This is a genomic window from Burkholderia sp. BCC1996, assembly GCF_905339955.1.
Lineage (GTDB): Bacteria > Pseudomonadota > Gammaproteobacteria > Burkholderiales > Burkholderiaceae > Burkholderia.
Genome location: NZ_CAJPHM010000006.1, coordinates 283052 through 307597 on the forward strand (window position 1 = coordinate 283052; position 24546 = coordinate 307597).

A 24546-nucleotide genomic window follows, 5' to 3' on the forward strand; every position below is an offset into this window, starting at 1 on the left:
CTACTTGCGCCGCGGATTGAACGGCCGCTGCTGCACATCCGCCCCATGCGCGACGATCGCCATGCTCTCCGGCACTTCCTCCCATGCGCCGCGCAAGTCGACGAGCGGCTCCGACACGACCATGAACGCGTCGTCGCCCGCTTCCGCGATGCGCGGATTGTGCGGATAGAGTTCGTGCAGATGCTTGAACGACGTGCTGTGGAACAGCGAGCGCGATTGCCGTTCGCTCGAGTAGCGCACCGCGATGATCCGCTCACCGTCCGTCGCGCAGATCGTCATGTTGAGCGGCTCGGCAACGCGGTATCGCGCGGCGGTTTCCTCGACCATGCCGACCATCCGCTCGAGCGCCGGCAGCGGCGTCTGCTCGAGGCCGTAGGTCAGCGCGAGACGGAACATCAGCTCGGAGTCGGTCGTCCCTTCGAGCGTCGGGAACAGTGCCGGGTCGACCTTCATCGTCAGGTCGCGGCGCAGCTTGTGGAAATCGCGAATCAGCCCGTTGTGCGCGAACAGCCAGCGGCCGTGGCGGAACGGATGGCAGTTGGTTTCCTGGACGGGCGTGTCGGTTGCCGCGCGGATATGCGCGATGAACATCCGCGAGCGGATCGCGCGCGCGGCTTCGCGCAGGTTGCGGTCGTTCCATGCGGGATGCACGGACCGATAGCGGAACGGCAGTTCCTCGGGGCGGCCGTACCAGCCGATGCCGAACCCGTCGCCGTTGGTGGTCGTGGCGCCCAGCTCCGAATGCAGGCTCTGGTCGATCAGCGAATGCTTCGCGCGAAACAGGACGGTCTCGAGATGGATCGGATTACCCGTATAGGCGAGCCAGCGGCACATGGAGCGCTCCTTCGCGATGAATCTTCTCGCGCATGGTAGCCGACTTCGCGGCGCCGGCGTACGCGACCGCGCCGCGTCCGCCGGCTGGCCGGCTGCGCCGGCGGTCGTCCGCGAAGGATGCGGCGGGCGCCGCACCCTTCAGGCGCGCGTCACTCGCCGAGCGCGTCCATCACGCGGGCCGAATAGACGAGCGCCGCGCCCGCATTCAGCGCGATCGCGACGCCGAGCGCCTCGGCCACTTCCTCCCTGGTTGCGCCATGCTTCGTGGCTTCGGCCGTGTGCACCGCGATACAGCCGTCGCAGCGCGTCGTGACGGCCACCGCGAGCGCGATCAGTTCGCGCGTCTTCGCGTCGAGATGGCCTGTCTTGGCGCCGGCGCCGGACAGCGCCTTGTAGCCGGCCAGCGTGTCGGGCGAGAGCTTCGCGATGTCGCCGATGCGCGTCGTGAGTTCCTTCCGGTATTCGTTCCAGTTCAGCATGATGCGTCCTTTCGAGAAGAGGTGGATCAGGCGGCGGATGCCGCGATCTCGGGCGATGCAGGACTTATTCTGAGCGTTCGCGCTGAGGGTTTCGATACGCTAGAGTGTCAATTTTTAGCGCAAACGTCTCATGGACGCGTTGAGTCAACTGTTGTCGCTGGGCCGCAGCCATGTCGAGCTCGACGTGCGCTGCCTGCTCGACGGCCCGTTCGCGATGCCGCACGATCCGTTGCCGCCCGGCGAGGCGGCGTTTCACCTGCTGCTGTCCGGAACGTGCCGGCTGCGCACGGCCGACGGGCGCACGCTGCGGCTGGCCGACGGCGACTTCGTGCTGCTGCCGGCGGGCGACGCGCACGATGTGTCCGATGTCGACGGTGGCGGCGCGCGGCCGCCGGTCGCGTCGCTGCGCGAGCCGGGCGCGGCCGGCGGCGCGGTGCTGCCGGTCAAGTCGAATCGCGATCCCGCGGATCCGGCCGATGCGAGCGTCGACCTGCTCTGCGGGCGCTTCATTTATGCGCGCGGCGCCGGTGAATTGCTGATGCGTACGTTACCGCGCGTGCTGCATGTCGGGCTGCGCGCGGCGTCGGGGCCCGCGTCGCTGCAACTGCTGACGAGCGTGCTGCGTGCCGAGGCATCGAGCGCGCAGCCGGGTGCGCGCGCGATCGTGAACGCGCTGGGGCAGGCATTGCTCGCCTACGCGTTGCGTGCGTACGGCCGCGATGCGCGCGTGCCGGCCGGCTGGCTCGCGCTGGCTGCCGATGCGCGGCTCGGCCCGTCGGTCCAGGCCGTGCTGCAGGCGCCGGCGCAAGCGTGGACGGTCGAATCGCTCGGCGCGGCATCCGCGATGTCGCGCGCGACCTATGCGCGGCATTTCCGCGAGAAGGCCGGGATGAGCGTCGGCGCGTTCGTCGCGCAGATTCGGATGATGCATGCATGTGCGCTGCTGCAGGACACGCAGCGCGGCCAGGCGGAGATCGGGCAGGCGGTCGGCTATCAGTCCGAGGCGGCGTTCGGCAAGGCGTTTCGTGCGGTGCTCGGCACGACGCCGGGGCGCTGGCGGCGCGCGCAGCGGGGCACGTAAGACCGGCAGCGCGATCGTCGTGTGGTGCGGCAAAGCCGCTACCGTGCGCGAAACGTATTCCAACGAAAACGATTCCGAACAAGACACAACAAGAAAGAGAGGGCAAAAGCAATGAACCCGACCACTATCCAGCAGCCGTCGTTCGCATTCGTCGCGGCGTCGCGGGCCGCACTGATCGCCGGTTTCGCGGCATTCCTGATCGGCCTGTGGAACGCCGGCATGCTGCTCAACGAGAAGGGCTACCACTTCACCGTGCTCGCGTTCGGCCTGTACGCGGCGATCTCGCTGCAGAAGCGCGTGCGGGATCGCGCGGAAGGCATTCCCGTCACCGGCATCTACTACGGGATCAGCTGGGTCGCGTTGTTGCTCGCGATCGCGCTGCTGATCGTCGGCTCTTCAATGCGACGCTGCAACTGAGCGAGAAGGGCTTCTACGCGATGTCGTTTGTGCTCGCGCTGTTCGGTGCGGTGACCGTGCAGAAGAATACGCGCGACATGCAGAGCGCCAGGCCGCGTTTCACCGACGCGGATTCCACGCCCCCCGTGATGGAATGAGCCCACTCGCGACGAACGTAGCCGCGATCTGAAGGCGTCGGCAGCACTGCTGGCTTCCCGTCCTCCGTTTCATCAGCGCCGCCGCGCATGACGATGGAGACACGCCGCATGCCAGACGATATGCAACGGCGCACGAGAGGTGCGCACCCGCCTCGATCCGCGGAGAGCTGGGTCGTGCTCGTGCTGGAGGACCTAGCAAGGGCGAAGACTGGAGATAGCTTTAAGCGTCTTGCGCGGGCGCTGTCGGGCCAGGCCATGCCGCATGCGTAACTCGCGCAATGGATCATCACGCACGACGGGTTGCCCGCCGACGCATGCGCGCAGATCGCCGCGCTCGCCGGCTGCTCGATCGACTTCATCGAGATCGACGCGAGCACCGGCGACTACGATCGACTATCCGCTTGCACCATTTGGTGCGCGACGACGGCGTCACCAGCGCCGCGATATCCGGCGTGCACCGCTCGAGCTCAATTAGATGTCCATGTCGAACGATGGCGCGCAATGCTCATTTGATTGCAAATCCGGACTGTATGCCGCGGGCGCTCGATTGACTGAATGGTCGCGCTGTGGTGCCGGGCAGCGATGTTGCGGGGTGTGCACGGGACTCAACGCTCGGATGGGCATGCGTGACACAAAGTTTGTTATGTCGATTGCCATTGCCCGATCCTCGGGGACGCTGGAATGGGCTAGTGCGTGTGCGATTTCGTGCCAAGCGCTCAAGGTGTCGAGATGTGCCTCCCATCGAACTTGGCGTGCCTCTTCGTCGATCACCGGCGAGTAAAAGCGGAGAGGCATGCCTTGTGCTGCCATCCAAATAGCGGCTTGTTTCGGAAAGCGTTGAGTTTGGCCGCGCACTATTCTGGGTGTCGCGTTCGCGTCGACACCATGTTCTCGCAATTGCCGCGCGAAGGATTCTCGCCACTGATGCAAATCCTGTTTGCGCGGATTGAGACGCTGGCCATCAGGACCACGTGTATGGATACTTAGGTGTACATGAGGATGTGCTTCATCATCGTGTACCGCGAAGACGTATGGCCGCCCATCGCCGAAAGTCTCGTGCGCAAATGCGCTTGCCGCATCTCGAACTGCTTGGCGATTTGTACCGGGAGGCATCGACAGCAGCACATTGAGGGTCTCTCTACGCTTGCTTTCTTGGGGAATTCCCCAGCCGCCCAAGTGCCATTGCTCAAGGAGGTCGTTCAGCTCGGTCTTTCCGGTGATCCCATGCCCGTCCTGATCTTCCAACTCGACATCACCGTTGCGCGAGATGTACCGCAAGTGACGACGGACTACGGCCATCCCCTGCGCGCCTCCGCCCTTGTTGCTAATCTTGACCATCACCTCCGGGGCATGCCCAAGCGTTGCAACCAGCTTCTCACGCAAATGCAGGGCGTGTCGGTGCATTGTCCAATGCGATAGGTGCTGAGCGCGGGCGTGCCGAAGCGGTTCGTGAAACAGTCGATCTCCCCAGTTGACCAGCAGAGCATCGACGTAGGTTTTGGGAAAGGCCATGTCAGCGGCTCCATCGATCCAGGTTGCTCCGCACGAGCTTCGCCGCGGCGCGTAGGTGCGCGTCAATTGCTGCGCGAGTGTCCTCCCAAGCGGGTCCCTGCCGGGAGGGACTCGTGTCTGAACTCCTGATGAGCTCACCGAGTAGCTTACGGATTACCGCAAGTTGTTGATTTGACTCTGCGAGAAGTGTCAACTCTCGGTTCCCAAGCTGCGGTTCACCGGTGAGATGCGCCCGAATCAACGCGACGATCCACCGGTTGGCCGTGAAACCGTTAACATAGGCCGCGGCTCTGACGCATTCGTGCTCAGTGCGAGTGAGCCCAATCCCGATGCGTATGCAGGGCCCATCTCGAGGGGGGAACGATGGTCGCGTGTCTGGTCGGTCGGCTGCCCGATCGATGGCCTTCGCTGCGAACTGCCGCAAACCCTCGCTGGGCGTGACGCCGCGTTGTGCGCACCACGCCTCCCATTCGGCTTTGAGCGTCCCAAGTTCGACGCTGAGTCTTGCCCGGGGTGCGTTCACGGTTCACCTGCCACGAGTTGGGCATCTGTCGTGGGGCGGGCGCACGTGTGACTGCCTGCTCGGGTACGCGGAAGTGTGTTTGCAGGGGCAAAGGGGATTGCATCGGGAGTGCCTTCGAATAGGCCTCTCGTGACTCGCGGTATGAAGCAAGAAGCGATCGGCGAAGCAATATCAATCTGGCGGCGCACGGCTTCTTGTTGACTGAGCCGAAATTCAACGAATTTCGGCTCGGCCGTGTGCATAACAAGACGCCCGAGCCACACCGGGCGCGGTGAGACGCGCTCATGGTCATCTGATTGGCCACCATTCCACATCCGGCGAAGATTTCCTTGCCGTGGCCAGGCGTCAACCTTCACTCGGCACTGCCGTCCATTGAGCGGTTGCGTGATGATTGGGAGCAATTTCATGGTGGCATTCCTCATCGAGAGCATCCCAAGCGCTGGCACTGTGCACGCAGGAATGCAGTCGCTTGTGCATACCGAGTATCTGCGATCTATGGCGAGGCTCGTAAAAAGTGTGCAGGTGCAGGCTCGTCACGAACTGCGCGATGGGCGTTCGTGATCAGTGAACCGAGGTGAAGGCGTGGGCAAGCACGCGCTCGGTTGCGCATGCACGTTGACCGGACCGGATTGGCTTGAATCTAGGTCGATTTTTCAGCGGAAACAAGAGGGCGTGCCGAGGTATCGCAGGGTGCACGCATCCGTGTAGTTCTCGGTCAATCCGCTGAGTGCTGAAAAAAATTTCGGCTGAAGAGCCTGGGCTATCGCGGTTCGCCAAGCAGGCGAAGTGTCCGTGACCGGTGTTCTACGCGAGGCGCGTGCTCGATATTCCGATACGGGCATTCGTCCAACTTGGTTGCATGCCTTACTTCACGGTGGCCAAAGGCAAAAACAACGCCAATGGGTCATTCGCCAGTTGCTCAAAGCCAAAATGCCGATAGAACGTGGCGGCGGTCTCGTTCTTCGCATCGACCGTGAGGGCTACTGCGGCGATTTCTGATCTCGCGGCACGCTGTAGCGCATTCACGAGCAGCGCCGCTCCGAATCCCCTGCCTCGGTAAGTCTGGTCAACGGCCAACCGCCCCATACGCACGGCTGGAATTGCCGGATATCGTGGCAGCTTGCGCGCCAGATCATGCGGTAAGTCTGCAAGGGTGATACTGGCGGCTGACAGCGTGTAGTAGCCGACAACGACGTTGCCGTCGAGCATGACGAAACAGGCAGCAATCTTTCGGCGAACGTCCTGCGTGACTTGCTCTCGCAAATAGCGGTCTAGCGCTGGCGTTCCGCAAGCGAATTGCGATCGGTTATGAATCGGTCCCAGGGCAGCGACAACAAGTGATGAACGGCTCATTCGTCACGCAGGAGTTGATCGTGGCGTTCGAGCGCACGCCTTAACGCGTCGACGGGTTCTGCCGGCGACAGAATTGCTTGAGCGAAACGTTCGGAGTCCGTCACCGACAGCCGGATAATTTCAGCGTCGGCGATTGCACGTTGCGCCGCTTCGCGAGCGGCAGACACGACGAAGTCTGACATGGTGCGCCCTTGGATCTCGGCGGCGCGCCGGATCACTGCATGCACGTCCGTCTCAATGCGGGCTTCAAATCGAGTAGTAGCCATGGTCGTTTACCTCCTGATGCAACTGTACGGAAATTTGCCGGTCAAGTCAATCTGTACGGAAATTTGCCGGTTCGGTCGGTTATCCACATTGGGTGATCGGTGCTCACGACGGGCTCGGCGCGTATATGCTGACAGATCAGGGGGCTGGCCATGGCCTCGCGGCACGATTCGTTTCAAGAAGGGGCCGCGCGCAGGGCGCGACCGCCATCTCACCGGGATTGGCGGGCCATATGCCCGGGGATGGCTTTGCTCTCAGGTAGGTCGGTGTGGTCAGCATAGGGGAGGGCGTGGCACGGTGCGGCTTCTGAGACGCTTTTGCTGCGCCACACGGATAGACTACGTAGAGCCTTGACCTGCGAGCACACGCATTAGCCAAGCCTTCGATCGTCGTCGGTCTCCACGGCGACGCACAGAAGTGGGTGGCCGCGCAAGGGAGCGTCAGGAGGCTCGAGCCGCAGCAGAAAGTCGAAATACCGTTCGGTGAGTTTTGCGAGTTGTTCTTGTACCGCGCCCAGCCGGATCAGGCATTGAGCGTCCCAGTTCATGCCCACGACGAGTTCGCTCGTCTCGCATTTCCACTCGCTCAGCAGAATCGCGGCGGCCCGGGCATTCTCCTCGGCGAAGCGCTCGACGCGCTGCTCAATGTAGCGCACGTCGTCGCGCATCAATTCGCCTGAGATGCGCAGTGAGACGGTGTGTGCCACCTTGTCGTGCTTCAAGTGCACCGTCGCTATGCCGCTCAGATGCCGAGACACTCGATCAAGCTGCTCACCTTCCAAGTCATCCTGAACGGATAGCGCACCCGACAGGACGTAGCGTGCTGGCTCTTCCATCGTCTTCTCCGTTGCTTCGGTTATCCTAGGCCAAGGGTTGTCGTGGTCTGTCAGCGTTCTCTCGCGCGTGAAGCGGTGGAGGGCCGAAACTTTTCCAGAATCCGGGCCTGGCGTTGCAGGAAGGCCTCCAGTTGCAGGTGCTCGTCGGCGAGTTCTTCAAGCAGTTCGACGTATTGGGCAAGGCCGATGGGAATAAACGATGATTCACCGTATCGCACGCGGCGGAAGATGGCGCCGGCACGCGCCCATTTCTGGGACAATTCCTCCAGCGCCTCCTCGACGGACCGAGCCTCATCGTCATTGAGCACGCCGCGAATGCGAATCAAGAGCGAATGAGTGACCGCGTCGGTGGCGAAATAGACGTCAGCGGGGTTCGCGATACTCTCGGCGAATCGCTGGGCGTGTTGGTGGCGAAAGTTGTCGAGAACGGACAGCGCGCCGCAGATTTCGTATGTGAATGACATGTAACCTCCGCATCGAGGAGTCGCGATCAGCGGGGTATGCTGCTTTTCCTCGCAGTGGCGCGACAGGCTGGCAATCGGATGTTTCTGAATCTGAGTTTAGGACTTATTGATATTTTTTCAAGGGAAAATCATATCAAATGAATGGGTTTGAGGCGCGCCTGAAAAGGGAGCGATTGCGTTTAGGGCTGAATCAGACCGAGTTGGCAGATCTTGGTGGGGTCCAGCAGCACGCGCAGTACCAGTACGAAAAGGGCTTGCGTCGACCGAACTCCGATTACCTGAGCGCAATCGCCGGTGCAGGTGTGGACGTCTGCTATGTCCTTACCGGAGTAGAGGGGGCTCGCCTCGAGAACCCCGATGAGCAACGCGTTGTTTCTGGATTTCGCGCTCTCGACGCGCGCAAGCGCGAGGCGCTTTTGGCGCTCATTGATGCGTTTACCGAGTAATCCGAGCGGTCGCTTGCGGGTTAGCGCGATTTTTTGGAGTGGCAGGGCGCTTCAGGCATTGCATGTCTCAGTTACCGCAGCACAGCGCTGTTCGGCGGATGCTCGAAGCAGTTTCTCCATTGGTTCGCACATCACGTCTGCACTACGCTCGTCAATGGGAGGTCCAGCGAGGCGTGGTGCCAGACGGCTTCCGGAAGTCTTCGAGCGTCCGAGCTCAGATAACAACAAAGCTACTCACCACGCTTCCTTCGCCTAGCTCTGTTTTGTAGATTGGCTCAGTTTGCCGGGCCTCGCGCCGTGAAATGAGCGAGACGCCGGCGGCGTTGCGTTGCGTTTGCGGCACATGGTGCATCAATGGTGTGTGGACCGTTGGCGAATCAACGGGTCTTGAATGGTGGGAAGCTTTTCGCATCGACTCCCTTCCGATCGGATTCCACCTTGGCGCGAATCCAATCGTAGACCTCCATGCAACCGATCCTCGGTGTCGACAGGCGAGGATCGGGATCGCACGCGGTCTCGATGATCGGATATGGTGCAAGCTGTCGCTGCGATAGCGGTCCAGCACATGATTGGCGAGCAGCATAGTGTCACGGGCGCGCACGCGTAACGGGGCATTGCGGGCAGGGAGGCGGCGCCGTGCCCGCGCAAAAGCAGCAGACGCAAAAAAGCCTCCGCACGGGAGGCTATTTGCACTATCAAAGATAGTTGGTAGGGTGGGAGGGACTCGAACCCTCGACTCTCTGATTAAAAGTCAGATACTCTAACCAACTGAGTTACCACCCCACGTTCTTGAAACCTGTCGGTTCGTCGCTTTAACAACTTCGGCAGCGACCCAAAGAGCAAAAAATTATATCGGCGAATTGAAGGGCTGTCAACAATTCGACACGGTAATTTATTTGATGCTCTCGATCTTGCCCTGCGCGGTCTGCGCAGCGTTCGATCCGGCGTACTGCGACACGACCTGCTCGAACGTCTTCTTCGCGGCCGCCTTCTGGCCTTGCTCGAGCTGGTTCGTCCCGATCGCGACGAGCGCGTCGGCCGCACGCGGATGCTGCGGATACTTGCTCACGATCGCTTGCCACGTCGCGGTCGAGCCGCGGTAGTCGCGCAGCGCGTATTGCGCATTGCCGAGCCAGTACTGCGCGGTCGGCTGGTACGGGCTCTGCGGGTACTTCGCGATGAAGCTGCGGAACGAGGCCGCGGCAGCCTTGAAGTTGCCGTTGCGGAATTGCTGCTGCGCCGCGCTGAGCGCATCCGTTTCACCCGGCTGCACGGTGCCTTCGACACCATCGATCGTCGCCTGTTGCGGCTCGAACTTCTTGAGCCGCGTGTCGAGATCCTGGTAGTACTCCTTCTGCTGCCGTTCGAGCGTCGTCAGCCGGTTCGTCAGATCCTCGTTCTCGCCGCGCAGCGTCGCGACCTGCTGGTTCAGCTGGTCGATACGGCCGGATTGATCGAGGATCGTACGCTGGGCGGCCGACAGCTGGCTGGACAGGTTGTCGCTCTTGCTGCGCAGATCGAGCACGGCGCGGCGCGCCTCGTTGTCGTCGAACATGCCGGCGTGCGCCGGCGCGGCCGACCACGCCGCGCCGACGACGCAGAACGCTGCGGCGATGCGCAGCCAGGATACACGGTGCGTCATACGGCAACTCTTCCGTTACTTACTGTTGGTAGACGAGGTCGGCGCGACGGTTCTGCGCCCACGATGCTTCGTCGTGACCCGACGCTTGCGGCTTTTCCTTGCCGAGGCTCACGGCTTCCATCTGCGAGTCGTTCACGCCGAGCAGTGCCATCGCGCGGCGGACAGCTTCCGCACGCTTCTGGCCCAGCGCGAGGTTGTACTCGCTCGTGCCGCGCTCGTCGGTGTTGCCCTGGATCAGCACGTGACGCTGCGGATGGCTCTTCAGGTACTGAGCGTGTTGCTGCATCAGCGGCTGGTACTCGTCCTTCACCGAATAGCTGTCGAAGTCGAAGTAGATGCTGCGCTTTGCGAGCGGGCTGTTCGGATCGTTCAGCGGATCGACGTTCACTTGCGCGACGTTGTCGGCGCTCGGCTGCGTGCTCATCGCACCTGCGTTGGCCTTGTCGTCGAGCTTCACACCCGACTTGCACGCTGCGAGCGCGCTGATCATCATCACGGCCAGGGCCAGACGAGCTTTATTCGACATCATGGTTACTCTCCTTGTGGTCATTGCATGAAGGGCCCCCACGACGGCTCACGAACGGAGCCGCCCTGGACGGACAGGATTTGCGGCGGCGCGCTGCCGTCGGAGGGCACTGCTGCCAGCACGTTACGACCACCCGACTGGGTCGCGTAGAGAAGGTACTGGCCGTTTGCCGCGAAGCTCGGCGATTCGTCGCGATTGGTATTCGTGACGGCGTTCGCCGCCCCGGATTGCAAATCCTGAACGTACAGCTTGAACCCCCCACCCGTGCGGGAGATGTAGGCGAGCAGCTTGCCGTCCGGGCTGATGCGCGGGCTGGTGTTGTAGCTGCCGGTGAAGGTCACGCGTTGTGCCGCGCCGGCGCTTTCGCCTTGCGCGGGCATCCGGTAGATCTGCGGCGCGCCGCCCCGATCGCTCGTGAAATAGATCCAGCGGCCGTCCGGCGAGTAGAACGGCTCGGTATCGATCGAGCTGCTCTGCGTGAGCCGGTGCAGACCGCCACCGGTTGCATTGACCGTATAGATTTGCGTATTGCCGGTCAGCGACAGGGCAACGGCCAGCGTGTTGCTGTCCGGCGACCACGCCGGCGCGCTGTTGTTGCCCTTCTGGTCGGAGACGATGTAGCGGCGGCCGGTCGGCAGGTCATGGATGTAGACGATCGGCTTCTTGCGCTCGAACGACACGTACGCGACCTTCGTGCCGCTCGGCGACCACGACGGCGAGATGATCGGCTCGGTGCTCGACAGCGCGATGCGCGGGTTCTGGCCGTCCGAATCCGAGATCTGCAGCTGGTAGCGGTTACCCGTCTTGATCACGTACGACAGGCGCGTGGCGAACACGCCGCGCACGCCGAGCAGCTTCTGGTAGATGTAGTCGGCGATCTTGTGGCCGGCCGTGCGCAGCGTGGTGTCGGTGGCCGTCAGCGACAGGCCGCCGAGGCTTTGCTGCTTCACGGTGTCGTACAGGATGAAGTTCACCTTGTACTGGCCGTTCGCTTCGCGGTTCACGCTGCCGGCGACGAACGCATTCGCGCCCTTGGCCTTCCATGCGCCGAGATCGACCGATGCGGTCTCGGGCACGGGCGTGCTGCCCGCGTCGATATTGGTGAATTTGCCGCTACGGGCGAGGTCGGAGCGGACGATCGACGTGACCTGCTGCGGCAGGCCTGCCTCGTTCGCGAAGTTCGCGGTGGCGATGGGGAACTGGGTCGAACCGACGCCGGTGATCAGCACGTTGACCTGCGCGTTAGCGGCGCCGCCGGCCGCAATCAGACACGAGGCCACGAGTGCCCTGAAACCTAGTTTCGTCATCAAACTCATGCTTCTTGCTTCCCATGTGACTTGGATCGCTGCGCAACCGCAGAGACAGTAAAAATACCCGATTCGTTCCCGTCCGGCAGCGACGCACGGAGTGTAAGCGCATTTGCGATCACTCCGCCGCCTTGAAGGTAATCGTAATGTCGGACGGGGTACGACCGTTAGAATCGGGCGGCAATGGGACCGACGACTGGATCGCATTGACCACGGCTTGATCCCACCCCGAATTTCCGCTCGAACGGCGGATCGAAACACTGAGCACGTCGCCCGACGGCGTGCAGCGGATCGCGACGACGGTCGTCAGGCCCGCGCGCTCGCCGCCCCAGACGATGTTCGGCTTCACGCGGCGACGCACCTTGTCGGGATAGCCGGGCGATGCGGCATTGCCGCCGGAGCCCGTGCCGGTGCCGCTTTTCGCGAGGCCCTCGCCGCCGCCTTCGCCGGCGCCGGACATGCCCTGCATCTGCGCGAGGCGCGCGTTGCGCTCACGGTCGAGCTTCGCCTTCGCTGCCGCGTCGGCCTTCGCGCGCGCCGTCGCTTCAGCCTTCGCCTTGGCCTGGGCTTCCGCCTTCGCCTTCGCGGCCGCGTCGGCCCTGGCCTTCGCTGCCTGCTGCGCTTCCAGCTGCGCCTGCTTCTGTTGCTGCTGTTTCTGCTGCTGGAGTTTCTGTTGTTCGAGCTTCTGCTGCTCCACGAGCTGTTGTTGCTTGAGCTTGTCCGCCTGCTTCTGCCGTTCGCGCTCGGCGGCCTTCTGCGCGGCGAGCGCGGCAGCCTGCTGGGCCGCGAGCTGCTCGCGCCGGGTTTCCTCTTGCTGGGCCTTCAGTTGCTGCGCGCGGCGCTGCTGCTCGAGCAGCGCTTCGCGCGCGGCGGCTTCCTGCTGTCGCTTCTTCTGCTGCAGCGCAATGTCCGCCTGCTCGTCCCGGACCGGGGGAGGGGGCGGTGCGAGCTTCGCGGGCGGCGCGGGCGTGACGACGGGCCGCGGCGCGGGCACGTCGGGCACCTCGGTCCACAGCTCGGCCTCGGAGCCGGCCGGCGTGCTGTTCTGCCACTGCACGCCGTGATAGAGGAACAGCGCGAGCAGCACGTGCATCAGCGCGGCGAGCGCGAACGCGCGCCAGGTGCCGCGCTCGCGCGGGGGCTGAGACGGGTAGGCGTTGCCGCGCGTGGATTGCTGCCGGTTCATTGCGATTTGACGAGGAGGCCGACGCGCTTGACGCCGCGCGCCTTCAGGTCCGACATCACGGTCATGACCGCATCGTACTGCACGGTCTTGTCGGCCGCGATCACGACGGGCTGGTCGGGATGATCGGCCTGCCGGGCCGAGATGAAGCTGTCGAGCTCGGCCTTGGTCATCGTGTCTTCCTGCGTCGCGCCGGCGTCGCTCTTGTACTTGACGCTCATCGTGCGGTCGGCCTTGATGTTGACGACGACGGGGGGCGTCTGTTCCTGCGGTGCTGCGTTGCCGACGGTCGGCAGATTGATGATCGACGGGGCGACGAGCGGTGCCGTGACCATGAAGATCACGAGCAGCACCAGCATCACGTCGATGTACGGCACGACGTTGATGTCGGCCATCGCGCGGCGCGAGCGGCCGCCGCGCATGCTGGATCGAATGGGGCTTCCTGCCATGGCGTGCTCCTTACTGGGCCTGGCGCTGCAGGATGTTCGAGAACTCTTCGATGAAGGTCTCGAAGCGGATCGCGAGGCGGTCGATGTCGTGCGCGTAGCGGTTGTACGCGACCACCGCCGGAATCGCGGCGAACAGGCCGATCGCGGTGGCGACGAGCGCCTCGGCGATGCCCGGTGCGACGTTCGCGAGCGTCGCCTGCTGCACGTTCGCGAGGCCGCGGAACGAGTTCATGATCCCCCAGACGGTGCCGAACAGGCCGATGTACGGGCTGACCGAGCCGACCGACGCGAGGAACGCGAGGTTCGCTTCGAGTACGTCCATTTCGCGCTGGAACGACGCGCGCATCGCGCGGCGTGCCCCGTCGAGCACGAGACCCGGGTCGCTGATGCGCTTTTCCTTCGCCTTCAGGAATTCACGCATCCCCGATTCGAAGATCCGCTCGAGCGCGCCGATCGTGTGACGGTTGTTGGCCGCGCTCTGATACAGCGCCTGCAGGTCGCCGCCCGACCAGAAATCCCTTTCGAAGCGTTCGGTCTGCGCGCGTGCGCGGCGGATCGCGAACCACTTGCGGAAGATGAAGGTCCACGACATCAGCGACAGCAGCAACAGCAGCCCCATCACGGCCTGGGCCAGCACGCTCGCGTTGAGGACGAGGGAAATGATCGACAGGTCTTGAGAAGTGTTCATAGAGGTTTGAGTAACGTCCCTTCGGGGGTGTCCGGCGAGGGCGCACGGTATGCGTGTGGCGCGGCGCGCCGGCCTGGCCTGGCGCCGAACCTTGCTTAGTATCGATTCAGGAAGGCAAGTTCATGGGCCTTGTCTAAACGGTGCTCATCCGAGCTTCGTTGACAGTACGGCAGTCTGCCCGGCGTCGATGACGGGCCCGCGTTGCAGCGCGTCGAGCACGACCGGCGGGATCGCCGCGGGCCGGATGCCGATCTGTTCGACGCAGCCGAGGCGGATGTGCCCGGCGACGAGCAGCGTGTCGCCACGCCACGCTTCCTGCGTGAATTCCACCGAGGCGCGGCCGATGCGTCCGGGCCGGCTCGTGATCGTCAGCGTGTCGTCGAGTCGCGCCGGAGCGCGGTAGTCGAGCGACGTGCTGCGGACGATGAAGATCGCGCCCGTGTCGTCGGCGAGCCGACGCTGGTCGATGCCGCACGCGCGCAGCCATTCGGTGCGAGCGCGCTCGAAGAATTTCAGGTAGTTGGCATAGAAGACGATGCCGCCTGCGTCGGTGTCCTCGTAGTACACGCGTACCGGCCAGGTGAAGCCGGAGTGCGCGTCCGGGGAGCGGGTAGGCTGAGTCATGGCGCGCATTTTACCGGAAGGCCGAGGCCGGATTCGTAACCGATTCGTAACGGAATGTAGTACGGCGTAGCATGCCGCAGGCCGGCCGGAGGCGGGCCCGCGGCTGCGCCCGTCGTGTCAGCCGCGATGGATCGTGAGGCCGGCCGGAGCCTGGGCGACCGGCATCATCTCGATCGTGTTGATGTTGACGTGCGCGGGGCGCGTCGCGATCCAGTAGATCGTGTCGGCGATGTCCTCGGCCGTGAGCGGCTGGACGTTCTGGTAGACGTTCGCCGCCTTCGTATCGTCGCCGCGGAAGCGGACGTTCGAGAATTCCGTGCCGCCGCAGAGGCCCGGCTCGATGTCGGTTACGCGCAACGGCGTGCCGATCAGGTCGGCGCGCAGGTTCAGGCTGAATTGTCTGACGAAAGCCTTGGTTGCGCCGTATACGTTCCCGCCCGGATACGGATAGGTACCGGCCACCGAACCGAGGTTGAAGATATGGCCGCGGCCGCGCTCGATCATGCCGGGCAGCAACGCGTGCGTGACGGTCACGAGGCCCGAGCAGTTCGTATCGATCATGGTTTGCCACTCGTCGAGGCTGGCCTTGTGGGCCGGCTCGACACCGAGCGCGAGACCGGCGTTGTTGACGAGCACGTCGAGCGCCGCGAATTCGGCGGGAAGGGCGGCCGGCACGGCTTCTACTGCGGCGCGGTCGCGCACGTCGAGCTCGAGCGGCAGCAGTGCGTCGCCGAGTTCGGCCGCGAGCGCATCGAGACGATCCTTGCGGCGCGCGGTTGCGACGACGCGATGGCCGCCGTTGACGAAGGCTCGGGTGATTGCGGCGCCGAAGCCGGCGGACGCGCCTGTGACGAACACGATCATTGCTGCTCCTGGTCGGTAACAAAGTAGCGGATAGTATCCCGCAAGCCTACTGAGATTGCCGCACCGCGGCAAGGCGCCAAAGCGCGTCGGCACGGGTGCATAGAGTCTGGCCCTTATTGCTTCGGGGCCGCTGCCGCGCGGTTGCCTATTCATGACGCATCCAATAAACTAACGCGCTCATCACCCCTGCGTGACTGGCGATAGAACCCTTCGGGTTCAAGGTGGAGCATCCCACCGTGAAGCGCGGGGCACCGTTTTTGCCGTTCGCCTGGGCAGCCGTTGTGCGCCGTTGCGTGCATCGCCGGTGGCTGTCCTGTCTCGCGTCATACGGATTCTTCCGCCACGTCGAGCTGGTTCCGCCAGCAGCGCAATGTACTCGGCCGCCCCGGTCAACCTGTACACACTTAACGGAAACCGTATGTTTGACAGAGCCCAAAGCACCATCGCGAACGTCGATCCCGAACTCTTTGCAGCGATCGAGCAGGAAAACCGCCGCCAGGAAGATCACATCGAGCTGATCGCGTCGGAAAACTACACGAGCCCGGCCGTGATGGCCGCACAGGGCTCGCAGCTCACGAACAAGTACGCGGAAGGTTATCCGGGCAAGCGCTACTACGGCGGCTGTGAGTATGTCGACGTGGTCGAGCAACTGGCGATCGACCGCGTGAAGCAGCTGTTCGGCGCGGAAGCCGCGAACGTGCAGCCGAACTCGGGTTCGCAGGCGAACCAGGGCGTGTTCTTCGCGATGCTCAAGCCGGGCGACACGATCATGGGCATGAGCCTCGCGCATGGTGGCCACCTGACGCACGGCTCGCCGGTGAACATGTCGGGCAAGTGGTTCAACGTCGTCAGCTATGGCCTGAACGAACAGGAAGACATCGACTACGACGCGGCCGAGAAGCTGGCAAACGAGCACAAGCCGAAGCTGATCGTCGCGGGTGCATCGGCATTCGCGCTGAAGATCGACTTCGAGCGTCTCGCGAAGATCGCGAAGTCGGTCGGCGCATACCTGATGGTCGACATGGCGCACTACGCCGGCCTGATCGCCGCGGGCGTGTACCCGAACCCGGTGCCGCACGCGGACTTCGTCACGACGACGACGCACAAGAGCCTGCGCGGCCCGCGCGGCGGCGTGATCCTGATGAAGGCCGAGTACGAGAAGCAGATCAACTCGGCAATCTTCCCGGGTATCCAGGGCGGCCCGCTGATGCACGTGATCGCCGGCAAGGCGGTGGCGTTCAAGGAAGCACTGTCGCCGGAGTTCAAGGAATATCAGCAGAAGGTCGTCGAGAACGCACGCGTGCTGGCTGAAACGCTGGTCAAGCGTGGCCTGCGGATCGTGTCGGGCCGCACGGAAAGCCACGTGATGCTGGTCGACCTGCGCGCGAAGAACATCACGGGCAAGGCAGCGGAAGCGGCACTCGGTGCTGCGCACATCACGGTGAACAAGAACGCGATCCCGAACGATCCGGAAAAGCCGTTCGTGACGAGCGGCATCCGCCTCGGTTCGCCGGCGATGACGACGCGCGGCTTCGGCACGGCGGAAGCCGAGCAGGTCGGCAACCTGATCGCCGACGTGCTCGAGAACCCGGAAGATGCAGCGACGATCGAGCGCGTGCGCGCGCAAGTGGCCGAGCTGACCAAGCGTTTCCCGGTCTATCGCTGATCCGGCATGCGCTGCCCGTTCTGCCGGCATGAGGACACGCAGGTCGTCGACTCGCGCGTGTCCGAAGATGGCGCCGCGATTCGTCGGCGCCGTCGTTGCTCGGCTTGCGACAAGCGCTTCACGACGTACGAACGGGTCGAGCTGAACCTGCCGGCCGTCGTGAAGAAGGACGGCAGCCGCACGGAATTCGACCGTCGCAAGATCGTCGCCAGCATGCAACTCGCGCTGCGCAAGCGGCCGGTTGCGGCTGACGCGATCGACGCGGCGGTCGCCCGCATCGAATATCAGCTGCTCGCAACCGGCGAGCGTGAAGTGCGTAGCGAGAAGCTCGGCGAACTCGTGATGAACGAGCTGCGCGGCCTCGATACGATCGCCTATGTCCGTTTCGCGTCGGTTTATCGCCGGTTCGAGGACGTTTCCGAATTTGCCGACGTGATCGAAGAGTTCCGTCGCGCGTCCCCCTCCAAGCCTCCGCGTAAGCGCTGACGCGCTGCGTCCGTTCATCGTCTTCTCCGTGGGTTCAGTTCGCGCCGATTGTGTCGGCTGCGATCGCATGTCGCCAGTCGGCCGTTCGGCTAATGGCGCGCGTTCGCTCGCGTCGCTACAGTCGACGCATCACGTTGACGGAGGGCGATCGCGATGGGACTGCACCGGCAGGGTGTTGAAAAACGCATGCGATGCGGCGGCTTTACGCTCGTCGAGTTGATGGTCGCGATCGCGCTGGCAGCCGCGATCGGACTTTACGCCGCACCCGCATTCGATCAGTGGCGCATGCGCGAACGCGTGGAGGCCCGCGCGCTCGCGCTGCTCGGTGCGCTGTCGTTCGCGCGCACCGAGGCGACGCGTCTCGGCGTGCGTGTCACGCTGTGCAGGGCCGGGCGCGATGGCGACTGCGTGCGTTCGGGCGAGCGGTGCGATCCGGCGGAATGGTCGTGTGGCTGGATCGTCAGTGGGCAGTTCGACGGGCGGTCGCGCGTGCTGCGGCGCTATCCGCGCGATGCCGACGTCGCTATCGCGGGCGCGGCGCACGATCTGGCATTTGCGCCGTCGGCAGGCCAGGTGATCGGCGGGATCCGGCGTTTCGAATTACGTCCGCAGCGTGCGCTGCCCGGCGATGACGCACGCGTGTCGCGCTGCATCCGGATCGCGGCGGGCGGTCGGGCACGCGTCGTCGCCGGTCGTTGCGACGCGGCATGAAGTGCGCGCGCAAGTCGATGCGCGGCACGTCGCTGCTCGAAGCGGTGCTGGCCATCGCGTTGCTCGCAACCGTGATGCTGGCCGTGGCCGGCAGTCAGCTCGCGATGACGCGCGCGCAGCGGGCGACGATCTGGCGTGAACGCGCGCTGTGGCTGGCCGACGCTCGCATCGAGCGCCGGCGTGCGGCGACGGGCGCCGACGACGGCATCGCGGCGCTCGCGGCTGCATCGCTGCCCGGCGGCACGATGACGCTCGACGATGGGCCGGCCGGTGTCCGCTACGTGATGGTCGGCTGGCGCGACACCAACGCCTACGCGGCGACTTCCACGCGATGTGAAGGTGCGGGCGCTACGGTCAAGCCGGCGTCGTGCGTGCGGATACCGTTTCGGGAGGCCCATGCCGATGCGGACGAACGCTGATCGCCGCAGCCGCGCGCATACGCTGCTCGAAGTGCTGATCGCGATGACCGTCGGCCTGCTCGTGCTTGCCGCGGCCGGTGCGCTGTACCACGCCCAGCGCATCGCGCAGCGGCGCGCCGAAGACGGGTTCCGGATGCGCGATGCGGCCGCGACCGCGCTGATGCTGATCGGCCAGCAGATCCAGATGGCCGGGTTTCGTCCGCTCGATGTCGAAGGGGCGTCATCGCTGCCGCCGGTGTTCGGTTGTTCCGCGGGGCGCGTGCGAGGCGATGGCGCGCAGGTGCGCTGCGAAGCCGTGCGCGCAACGTCGGATGCGGTGCTGGTTCGGTATGTCGGCGATGCCGTGTCGACGTGGCCGACGGTCGGTGCACAGGTGTCGGATTGTCTCGGGCAGGGTGTCGGTGCTCCCGGTGAGCGGCCGCTCGTGGAAAACCGTTTCGACGCGCATGTCAGCCCGTCGACGGGCGAGCCCGAGTTGTACTGCGAGGGAAGCGGGCGCCCGGGTACGCCGCAGCCCGTCGTGTCCGGCATCGATCAGCTGCGGGTCCGCTATCTGCGTCGCGAAGGCGCGCGGTTCGTCGACGCGGAAGCGATGGGCGCCGGCGACTGGCGCGATGTCGTCGCCGTGCACGTATGCGTGCGGGCGCGTGGCGAACCGATTGACGGGCCCGCGCGTCATGTCGATTGCGACGGCCGCACGGCCGTTTCGCGGGACGATCGCGCGCATCTGGTGCTGCATCGAATCGTCGCGTTGCGCAATGCCGCGGTCGCATTCGCGGATCCCGTCCGCGACGCGGCGCAGGACCACGAGGTAGTGCGATGATCCATGCAACCGGATTCGTCGGCGAGCTTGCGATGCGAATCGCGGCCGTCCGCGCAAGGGGGCGCATCGTTGCTTTCTTCGACTCACAGCAAGCGGTGAGGGCCTCATGCTGAGCGGAAGAACGACGCGCGCACGCTTTCCATCCGCCAGCCGCGGCTGGCGTCGCGACGCGGGCCTTGCACTGCCTGCCGTGATCGCTGTCGGCGCGGCGGTCGCCGCGCTGACCGGTACATGGTTCGAATCCGCGCTGACGGAATCGCGCCGCACGCGTGCATTGTCGGACCGGTTGATTGCATTTCACGCAGCCGACGCAGCACTGGCAGCCTGTACCGCGCGATTGCTCCGCGGCGGGGCGCCGTACATGGACGAACCTCTGTCACCCGGCGAGCCGGATGCATGGCGGCGTACGCCCGCGCTGGGCGTCGACGATGCATTCGCGCCGTTCGCCTCCTGGCCGATGGCGGCCCGGCCGCCGCGTTGCCTGATCGAAGCCTGGCGAGGCGTCGGTCCGCAAGGGAGTCGTGCTTACCTCGTCACCGCGCGTGGTGTCGGCGGCCATGCGTCGAGCGTGGTCTGGCTGCAGAGCCAGGTCGCGCTGCGCGACGGACGCATCGTGGCGCAGCGCTGGCGTCGCGTCGCGGCGGTGCATCGATGAAAGCGCCTGGATTGCTGCGCCGGTCGGCGGCGTTCACGTTGCTCGAACTGATGATCGTGCTCGCGATCGTCGCCGCGCTGGCCGCGTGGGGCATCCCGTCGTATCGCGAATATGTCGCGCGCATGCATCGCGCGTCCGCGGTTGCCGCGCTGTATCGCGCCGCTCAATATCTCGAAACGCTCGATGGCCCGGCGCCGCAGACGTTGCCGGATGCATACGCACAGGCACCGCCGGACGGGCAGGCGATTTACCGCGTGGGGTTGAAGCGATCGGTCGACGATGATGCGCAGGTCGTCTACGAACTCGTTGCGAACCCGCTCGAGGCAGGCCCGATGCGTGCCGATGCATGCGGCGCATTCACGCTGCGTTCGGACGGCACGAAAGGCAGTACGGGATCGAGCGACGCAGCGTCCGAGACACTGGAGCGGACATGCTGGGGCGTGCGCTGATCGCCCGATCACACGTTCACACGTTCACGCACGGAAAACGCGCGCCGCCAGATGGCCGTGCACGCCCGTCGTTGCGTATCAGTCGTCGTTCGCGGCCATTCCGCGTTCATCGCGCGACTGTTTCCAGATCCGGTAGAACTCCCACGCGGCGAAGCCGACGGTGCCCCACTTCAGCGCGGGGCCCGCGCTCGCGCGCAGCAGCGATCGAATGGGTTTCGCCAGCACGAGCGACGCGAGCGAACTCAGCATCGGATACTGGTTGACGAGCTGGCCGAGGTTCGCGTTCAGGTTCTTGGCGGACTGGCTAAACTTGCCGCTCGACAGGCCGGGGATGAACACCTTGAGCCAGCTGAAGCGCGTGACGGCGTGGCGCATTTCGGCGGCGGCTTCGGCAAGCTCGAGCCGCTCGACCTCGGATCGCAGGATCAGCAATTCCTTGCGGAGCGCGCGATGCTGCGACGCGCTCCACTTCGATCGCGACGGATGGGGGCGGGGCGAGTGGCCCGTGACGTTCTGGCTCATGGCGCGTCGGCGAAGTAGGTGAGAGGGGTGAGCGCGACTGCGTTCACGGCTTGCCGCGGAAAGCCTCGCGGTCTTTCTCGAGCTCGGCGAGCGTTGCTTCGAACACGGTCGGCGCCTCGCGCAGGCCCGTGCGCGCCTTCAGCGCACATGCGATACCGGCGATCGCGTACAGCGCGGTGATGACCGCGAGCGATTGCCACCGGTAGGTGTCCCAGAACGCGATCGTGACGAGCACGGTCAGGCTGATGAGCGCCATCGTCGCGAGCATCATCGCCGCGAGCCCGAGGAACAGCACGCCCATCAGGCGTTCCTTCTCCTCGGCGAGTTCGATGCCGACCAGTTCGAGGCGCGTCTGCAGCAGGCCGATCGCGGAGCCGACGAAGCGGCGCAACGGTCCCTGGCCGGACGGCTGCGAGTGGGTGTCTGTCGTCATGGATAAGGCGCTTGCGCGCGCAGTGAGCGTCTAGGTCAAAGCTGGCCGGCGGCGAACCGCCGGCCGGCTTCGGCGCCCATGTGCCGCACCGGGCGGCGCATGGGGCGGAACGGCGCCGAGCGCGTTACTTGCGGTTGATCAGCAGGCCGATCAGCACACCGACGCCGGCGGCGACGCCGATCGACGTCCACGGATGCTCGTGCACGTAGTCGTCGGTCGCGCGCGCGGCCTTCTTGCCTTTCTCGACCACCACGACCTGGACGTCGGTTGCCTTTTCCTTGGCCTGCTTCAAGCGCGACAGGGCTTTTTCGCGCAGTTCGGCCGCACGGTCGCCCGTGCTGCTCGCCGCTTGCTTGAGCAGATCCTCGGCGTCCGCGAGAACGGTTTTGATATCCGACATCAGTTTCTCCTTGTTGATTTCCGACATTGCAACTCCCTTCATGCTGTCATGCTGCAGGTTCACATCCTAGCGAAACGCCTGCCCGCTGGCGAGCCGGGACAAATAAACGGCGGCAGTGCAAGACTGCATGGTAAACGACTCGTAATCGTCAACAGAGCTTCAGACGATACGAAAAGTTTCCTTGGGCGCCATTCGTGCCGCGCCGCCACCCGGCAAAAATGACAAAAAAGTATGAATATCAAACGTAATAATCGTTCGCATGTCTCATTGCTTCCCGTAAGCTGATGGACTGTCCCGCGCCATCCAGCGCGCGGTTTCAACCAGCATCGTTCGAGGAGGGAACATCATGAGTCTGCGTCTTGGCGACATCGCACCGGATTTCGAGCAGGAATCGAGCCTGGGCCCCATCAAGTTTCACGAGTGGCTGGGCGACAGCTGGGGTGTCCTGTTCTCGCACCCGGCCGATTACACGCCGGTGTGCACGACTGAACTCGGGCTGACCTCGAAGCTGAAGGGCGAATTCGAGAAGCGCAACGTGAAGGTGATCGCGCTGTCGGTCGACGGCGTCGAATCGCACAAGGGCTGGATCAACGACATCAACGAAACGCAGTCGACCGTGGTCGGTTTCCCGATCATCGCCGACGCGGACCGCAAGGTTTCGCAGCTGTACGACATGATCCACCCGAACGCGAACGAAACGCTGACGGTGCGCTCGCTGTTCGTGATCGACCCGAACAAGAAGGTGCGGCTCACCATCACCTATCCGGCCAGCACCGGCCGTAACTTCGACGAAGTGTTGCGCGTGATCGACTCGCTGCAGCTGACCGACAATTACAAGGTCGCGACGCCCGGCAACTGGAAGGACGGCGACGACGTCGTGATCGTGCCGTCGCTGCAGGATCCGGAAGAGCTGAAGAAACGCTTCCCGAAGGGTTTCAACGCCGTGCGCCCGTACCTGCGCCTCACGCCGCAGCCGAACAAGTAAGGAGCGGCTGCCGCCTCGGCGGCGCGTGACGAACGCGCGTCGATGAAAACGGCCCGCCCGGCAGCGATGCCGGGCGGGCCGTGTCGTTTCAGCGGCGACGATGCGGCGCGAAGGGCGCCGTGCCGTGCACGCGAATGATCAGAAGAATGCCTGGATGCCCGTCTGGGCGCGGCCGAGGATCAGCGCATGGATGTCGTGCGTGCCTTCGTACGTATTCACCACTTCGAGGTTCACGAGGTGGCGCGCGACGCCGAATTCGTCCGAGATGCCGTTGCCGCCGAGCATGTCGCGCGCGAGCCGCGCGATGTCGAGTGCCTTGCCGCACGAGTTGCGCTTCATGATCGACGTGATCTCGACGGCCGCCGTGCCTTCGTCTTTCATCCGGCCGAGACGCAGCACGCCTTGCAGGCCGAGCGTGATTTCGGTCTGCATGTCGGCGAGCTTCTTCTGGATCAACTGATTCGCGGCGAGCGGGCGGCCGAACTGCTTGCGGTCGAGCACGTACTGGCGCGCGGTGTGCCAGCAGGACTCGGCTGCGCCGAGCGCGCCCCAGGCGATCCCGTAGCGCGCCGAGTTCAGGCACGTGAACGGGCCGCGCAGGCCGCTCACGTCCGGCATCAGGTTCTCTTCGGGCACGAACACCTCGTCGAGGACGATCTCGCCGGTGATCGACGCACGCAGCCCGACCTTGCCGTGGATCGCCGGCGCCGACAGGCCCTTCCAGCCCTTCTCGAGAATGAAGCCGCGGATCGCGTCCTTGCCGTTTTCTTCCAGTTTCGCCCACACGACGAACACGTCGGCGATCGGCGAGTTGGTGATCCACATCTTCGCGCCGGACAGCGAATAGCCGCCGGGCACCTTCTTCGCGCGCGTGACCATGCTGCCCGGGTCGGAGCCGTGGTTCGGCTCGGTCAGCCCGAAACAGCCGATCCATTCGCCGCTCGCGAGCTTCGGCAGGTATTTCTGCTTCTGCGCGTCCGAGCCGAATTCGTGGATCGGCACCATCACGAGCGACGACTGCACGGACATCATCGAGCGGTAGCCGGAGTCGACGCGCTCGACTTCGCGCGCGATCAGCCCGTAGCTCACGTAATTGAGGCCGGGGCCGCCGTATTCTTCAGGAATCGTCGGGCCGAGCAGGCCGATCTCGCCCATCTCGCGGAAGATCTCGGCGTCGGTGCGCTCGTGGCGGAACGCTTCGGTCACGCGCGGCGCGAGCTTGTCCCGCGCGTACGCGCGCGCGGCATCGCGCACCATCCGCTCTTCTTCGGTCAGTTGCTGGTCGAGCAGCAGCGGATCGTCCCAATGAAAAGTTGCAGCAGCCATCGTTTCATCTCCTGTCGGCTTCGCGGTCGGCCCGAGCCGGTGC

The 24546-nt window shown here is 64.5% G+C and carries 29 protein-coding genes, 1 tRNA gene, 1 pseudogene and 1 riboswitch; of the genes and pseudogenes, 11 read left to right on the plus strand and 20 right to left on the minus strand.

Annotated elements, in window-relative coordinates; genetic code table 11:
* Window positions 1–834, minus strand: coding sequence for a class II glutamine amidotransferase (locus U4Z64_RS11240; protein ID WP_124520309.1), 834 nt, complete (start codon window positions 832–834; stop codon window positions 1–3).
* A 149-nt stretch (window positions 835–983) separates the two neighbouring features.
* Window positions 984–1313: a carboxymuconolactone decarboxylase family protein gene (locus U4Z64_RS11245; RefSeq protein WP_321819974.1), complete on the minus strand. Its 330-nt coding sequence runs from the start codon at window positions 1311–1313 to the stop codon at window positions 984–986.
* 130 nt (window positions 1314–1443) lie between these two features.
* On the opposite strand from U4Z64_RS11245, the gene U4Z64_RS11250 reads away from it, so the two are divergent.
* Both U4Z64_RS11250 and yiaA read left to right on the plus strand, forming a co-directional pair.
* Window positions 1444–2394 carry an AraC family transcriptional regulator gene (locus tag U4Z64_RS11250; protein WP_321819975.1) on the plus strand — a complete coding sequence of 317 codons (951 nt, stop codon included), beginning with the start codon at window positions 1444–1446 and terminating at the stop codon, window positions 2392–2394.
* 111 nt (window positions 2395–2505) lie between these two features.
* Window positions 2506–2948 (plus strand): annotated as a pseudogene (gene yiaA / locus U4Z64_RS11255) (inner membrane protein YiaA).
* 471 nt (window positions 2949–3419) lie between these two features.
* Here yiaA and U4Z64_RS11260 read toward each other — a convergent pair.
* From U4Z64_RS11260 to U4Z64_RS11280, 5 genes are all read right to left on the minus strand, one after another.
* Window positions 3420–4460, minus strand: a complete 1041-nt coding sequence (locus U4Z64_RS11260; protein WP_321819976.1) for a relaxase/mobilization nuclease domain-containing protein — start codon at window positions 4458–4460, stop codon at window positions 3420–3422.
* 1387 nt (window positions 4461–5847) lie between these two features.
* A complete protein-coding gene (locus tag U4Z64_RS11265; protein ID WP_321819977.1) occupies window positions 5848–6336 on the minus strand; it encodes a GNAT family N-acetyltransferase in 489 nt (162 codons plus the stop codon).
* Window positions 6333–6602 carry a DUF1778 domain-containing protein gene (locus U4Z64_RS11270; protein WP_321819978.1) on the minus strand — a complete coding sequence of 90 codons (270 nt, stop codon included), beginning with the start codon at window positions 6600–6602 and terminating at the stop codon, window positions 6333–6335. Before U4Z64_RS11270 ends, U4Z64_RS11265 begins: the two co-directional genes overlap by 4 nt.
* A gap of 368 nt (window positions 6603–6970) precedes the next feature.
* Window positions 6971–7435, minus strand: coding sequence for a hypothetical protein (locus U4Z64_RS11275; protein ID WP_321819979.1), 465 nt, complete (start codon window positions 7433–7435; stop codon window positions 6971–6973).
* A 50-nt stretch (window positions 7436–7485) separates the two neighbouring features.
* Window positions 7486–7899 (minus strand): hypothetical protein, encoded by a 414-nt coding sequence (locus tag U4Z64_RS11280; RefSeq protein ID WP_321819980.1) that lies wholly within the window; start codon window positions 7897–7899, stop codon window positions 7486–7488.
* Window positions 7900–8036: 137 nt separating this feature from the next.
* Here U4Z64_RS11280 and U4Z64_RS11285 point away from each other — a divergent pair, with 137 nt between their 5' ends.
* Entirely contained in the window at window positions 8037–8345 is a 309-nt protein-coding gene (locus tag U4Z64_RS11285) for a helix-turn-helix domain-containing protein (RefSeq protein ID WP_057926184.1), read from the plus strand.
* A 706-nt stretch (window positions 8346–9051) separates the two neighbouring features.
* Here the strand turns inward: U4Z64_RS11285 and U4Z64_RS11290 are convergent.
* The 9 genes from U4Z64_RS11290 to ydfG form a co-directional block, all read right to left on the minus strand.
* Window positions 9052–9128 (minus strand) — tRNA-Lys (locus tag U4Z64_RS11290).
* Between the two features lie 109 nt (window positions 9129–9237).
* Window positions 9238–9987 (minus strand): tol-pal system protein YbgF, encoded by a 750-nt coding sequence (ybgF, locus tag U4Z64_RS11295; RefSeq protein WP_124487923.1) that lies wholly within the window; start codon window positions 9985–9987, stop codon window positions 9238–9240.
* Between the two features lie 19 nt (window positions 9988–10006).
* On the minus strand, window positions 10007–10516 hold the full coding sequence (gene pal, locus U4Z64_RS11300; RefSeq protein WP_124610486.1) for a peptidoglycan-associated lipoprotein Pal: 510 nt from the start codon (window positions 10514–10516) through the stop codon (window positions 10007–10009).
* Window positions 10517–10533: 17 nt separating this feature from the next.
* The gene (gene tolB, locus U4Z64_RS11305; RefSeq protein ID WP_044844090.1) at window positions 10534–11829 is read right to left on the minus strand and encodes a Tol-Pal system beta propeller repeat protein TolB; all 1296 of its coding nucleotides are present in this window, start codon (window positions 11827–11829) and stop codon (window positions 10534–10536) included.
* A 109-nt stretch (window positions 11830–11938) separates the two neighbouring features.
* Complete coding sequence (gene tolA, locus U4Z64_RS11310; protein ID WP_044844091.1) at window positions 11939–13006, minus strand: cell envelope integrity protein TolA; 1068 nt, start codon at window positions 13004–13006, stop codon at window positions 11939–11941.
* Window positions 13003–13452, minus strand: a complete 450-nt coding sequence (tolR, locus tag U4Z64_RS11315; protein ID WP_124487921.1) for a protein TolR — start codon at window positions 13450–13452, stop codon at window positions 13003–13005. The genes tolA and tolR overlap by 4 nt, the downstream gene beginning before the upstream one ends.
* A 10-nt stretch (window positions 13453–13462) precedes the next feature.
* The gene (gene tolQ / locus U4Z64_RS11320) at window positions 13463–14140 is read right to left on the minus strand and encodes a protein TolQ (RefSeq protein WP_010091489.1); all 678 of its coding nucleotides are present in this window, start codon (window positions 14138–14140) and stop codon (window positions 13463–13465) included.
* A 144-nt stretch (window positions 14141–14284) separates the two neighbouring features.
* Complete coding sequence (ybgC, locus tag U4Z64_RS11325; RefSeq protein WP_044844093.1) at window positions 14285–14773, minus strand: tol-pal system-associated acyl-CoA thioesterase; 489 nt, start codon at window positions 14771–14773, stop codon at window positions 14285–14287.
* Between the two features lie 108 nt (window positions 14774–14881).
* Entirely contained in the window at window positions 14882–15628 is a 747-nt protein-coding gene (gene ydfG / locus U4Z64_RS11330) for a bifunctional NADP-dependent 3-hydroxy acid dehydrogenase/3-hydroxypropionate dehydrogenase YdfG (RefSeq protein WP_321819981.1), read from the minus strand.
* A gap of 180 nt (window positions 15629–15808) precedes the next feature.
* Window positions 15809–15909, plus strand: a riboswitch (ZMP/ZTP riboswitch).
* 137 nt (window positions 15910–16046) lie between these two features.
* Between ydfG and glyA the strand changes: the two genes are divergently transcribed.
* The 7 genes from glyA to U4Z64_RS11365 all read left to right on the plus strand — a co-directional run bounded on the left by glyA (window position 16047) and on the right by U4Z64_RS11365 (window position 20837).
* The gene (gene glyA / locus U4Z64_RS11335; RefSeq protein WP_044844095.1) at window positions 16047–17294 is read left to right on the plus strand and encodes a serine hydroxymethyltransferase; all 1248 of its coding nucleotides are present in this window, start codon (window positions 16047–16049) and stop codon (window positions 17292–17294) included.
* 6 nt (window positions 17295–17300) lie between these two features.
* Window positions 17301–17780 carry a transcriptional regulator NrdR gene (gene nrdR, locus U4Z64_RS11340; protein WP_006760615.1) on the plus strand — a complete coding sequence of 160 codons (480 nt, stop codon included), beginning with the start codon at window positions 17301–17303 and terminating at the stop codon, window positions 17778–17780.
* A gap of 153 nt (window positions 17781–17933) precedes the next feature.
* Window positions 17934–18491 carry a GspH/FimT family pseudopilin gene (locus U4Z64_RS11345; protein WP_321819982.1) on the plus strand — a complete coding sequence of 186 codons (558 nt, stop codon included), beginning with the start codon at window positions 17934–17936 and terminating at the stop codon, window positions 18489–18491.
* Entirely contained in the window at window positions 18488–18910 is a 423-nt protein-coding gene (locus U4Z64_RS11350; protein WP_321819983.1) for a hypothetical protein, read from the plus strand. Before U4Z64_RS11345 ends, U4Z64_RS11350 begins: the two co-directional genes overlap by 4 nt.
* Window positions 18894–19733, plus strand: coding sequence for a PilW family protein (locus U4Z64_RS11355; protein WP_321819984.1), 840 nt, complete (start codon window positions 18894–18896; stop codon window positions 19731–19733). The genes U4Z64_RS11350 and U4Z64_RS11355 overlap by 17 nt, the downstream gene beginning before the upstream one ends.
* Before the next feature lie 106 nt (window positions 19734–19839).
* Complete coding sequence (locus U4Z64_RS11360) at window positions 19840–20388, plus strand: hypothetical protein (protein ID WP_321819985.1); 549 nt, start codon at window positions 19840–19842, stop codon at window positions 20386–20388.
* Window positions 20385–20837 (plus strand): type IV pilin protein, encoded by a 453-nt coding sequence (locus U4Z64_RS11365; protein ID WP_321819986.1) that lies wholly within the window; start codon window positions 20385–20387, stop codon window positions 20835–20837. The genes U4Z64_RS11360 and U4Z64_RS11365 overlap by 4 nt, the downstream gene beginning before the upstream one ends.
* 78 nt (window positions 20838–20915) lie before the next feature.
* Here U4Z64_RS11365 and U4Z64_RS11370 read toward each other — a convergent pair whose 3' ends face one another.
* The 3 genes from U4Z64_RS11370 to U4Z64_RS11380 all read right to left on the minus strand — a co-directional run bounded on the left by U4Z64_RS11370 (window position 20916) and on the right by U4Z64_RS11380 (window position 22219).
* Window positions 20916–21359 carry a DUF3318 domain-containing protein gene (locus U4Z64_RS11370; RefSeq protein WP_321819987.1) on the minus strand — a complete coding sequence of 148 codons (444 nt, stop codon included), beginning with the start codon at window positions 21357–21359 and terminating at the stop codon, window positions 20916–20918.
* 43 nt (window positions 21360–21402) lie between these two features.
* Window positions 21403–21792, minus strand: coding sequence for a phage holin family protein (locus tag U4Z64_RS11375; protein ID WP_044844100.1), 390 nt, complete (start codon window positions 21790–21792; stop codon window positions 21403–21405).
* A 124-nt stretch (window positions 21793–21916) separates the two neighbouring features.
* Complete coding sequence (locus U4Z64_RS11380) at window positions 21917–22219, minus strand: DUF883 family protein (protein ID WP_044844101.1); 303 nt, start codon at window positions 22217–22219, stop codon at window positions 21917–21919.
* A 319-nt stretch (window positions 22220–22538) separates the two neighbouring features.
* Between U4Z64_RS11380 and U4Z64_RS11385 the strand changes: the two genes are divergently transcribed.
* Complete coding sequence (locus U4Z64_RS11385; protein ID WP_034182833.1) at window positions 22539–23177, plus strand: peroxiredoxin; 639 nt, start codon at window positions 22539–22541, stop codon at window positions 23175–23177.
* A gap of 138 nt (window positions 23178–23315) precedes the next feature.
* Here the strand turns inward: U4Z64_RS11385 and U4Z64_RS11390 are convergent, their stop codons facing one another.
* Window positions 23316–24503, minus strand: a complete 1188-nt coding sequence (locus U4Z64_RS11390) for an acyl-CoA dehydrogenase (RefSeq protein WP_321819988.1) — start codon at window positions 24501–24503, stop codon at window positions 23316–23318.
* Window positions 24504–24546: the final 43 nt, after the last annotated feature.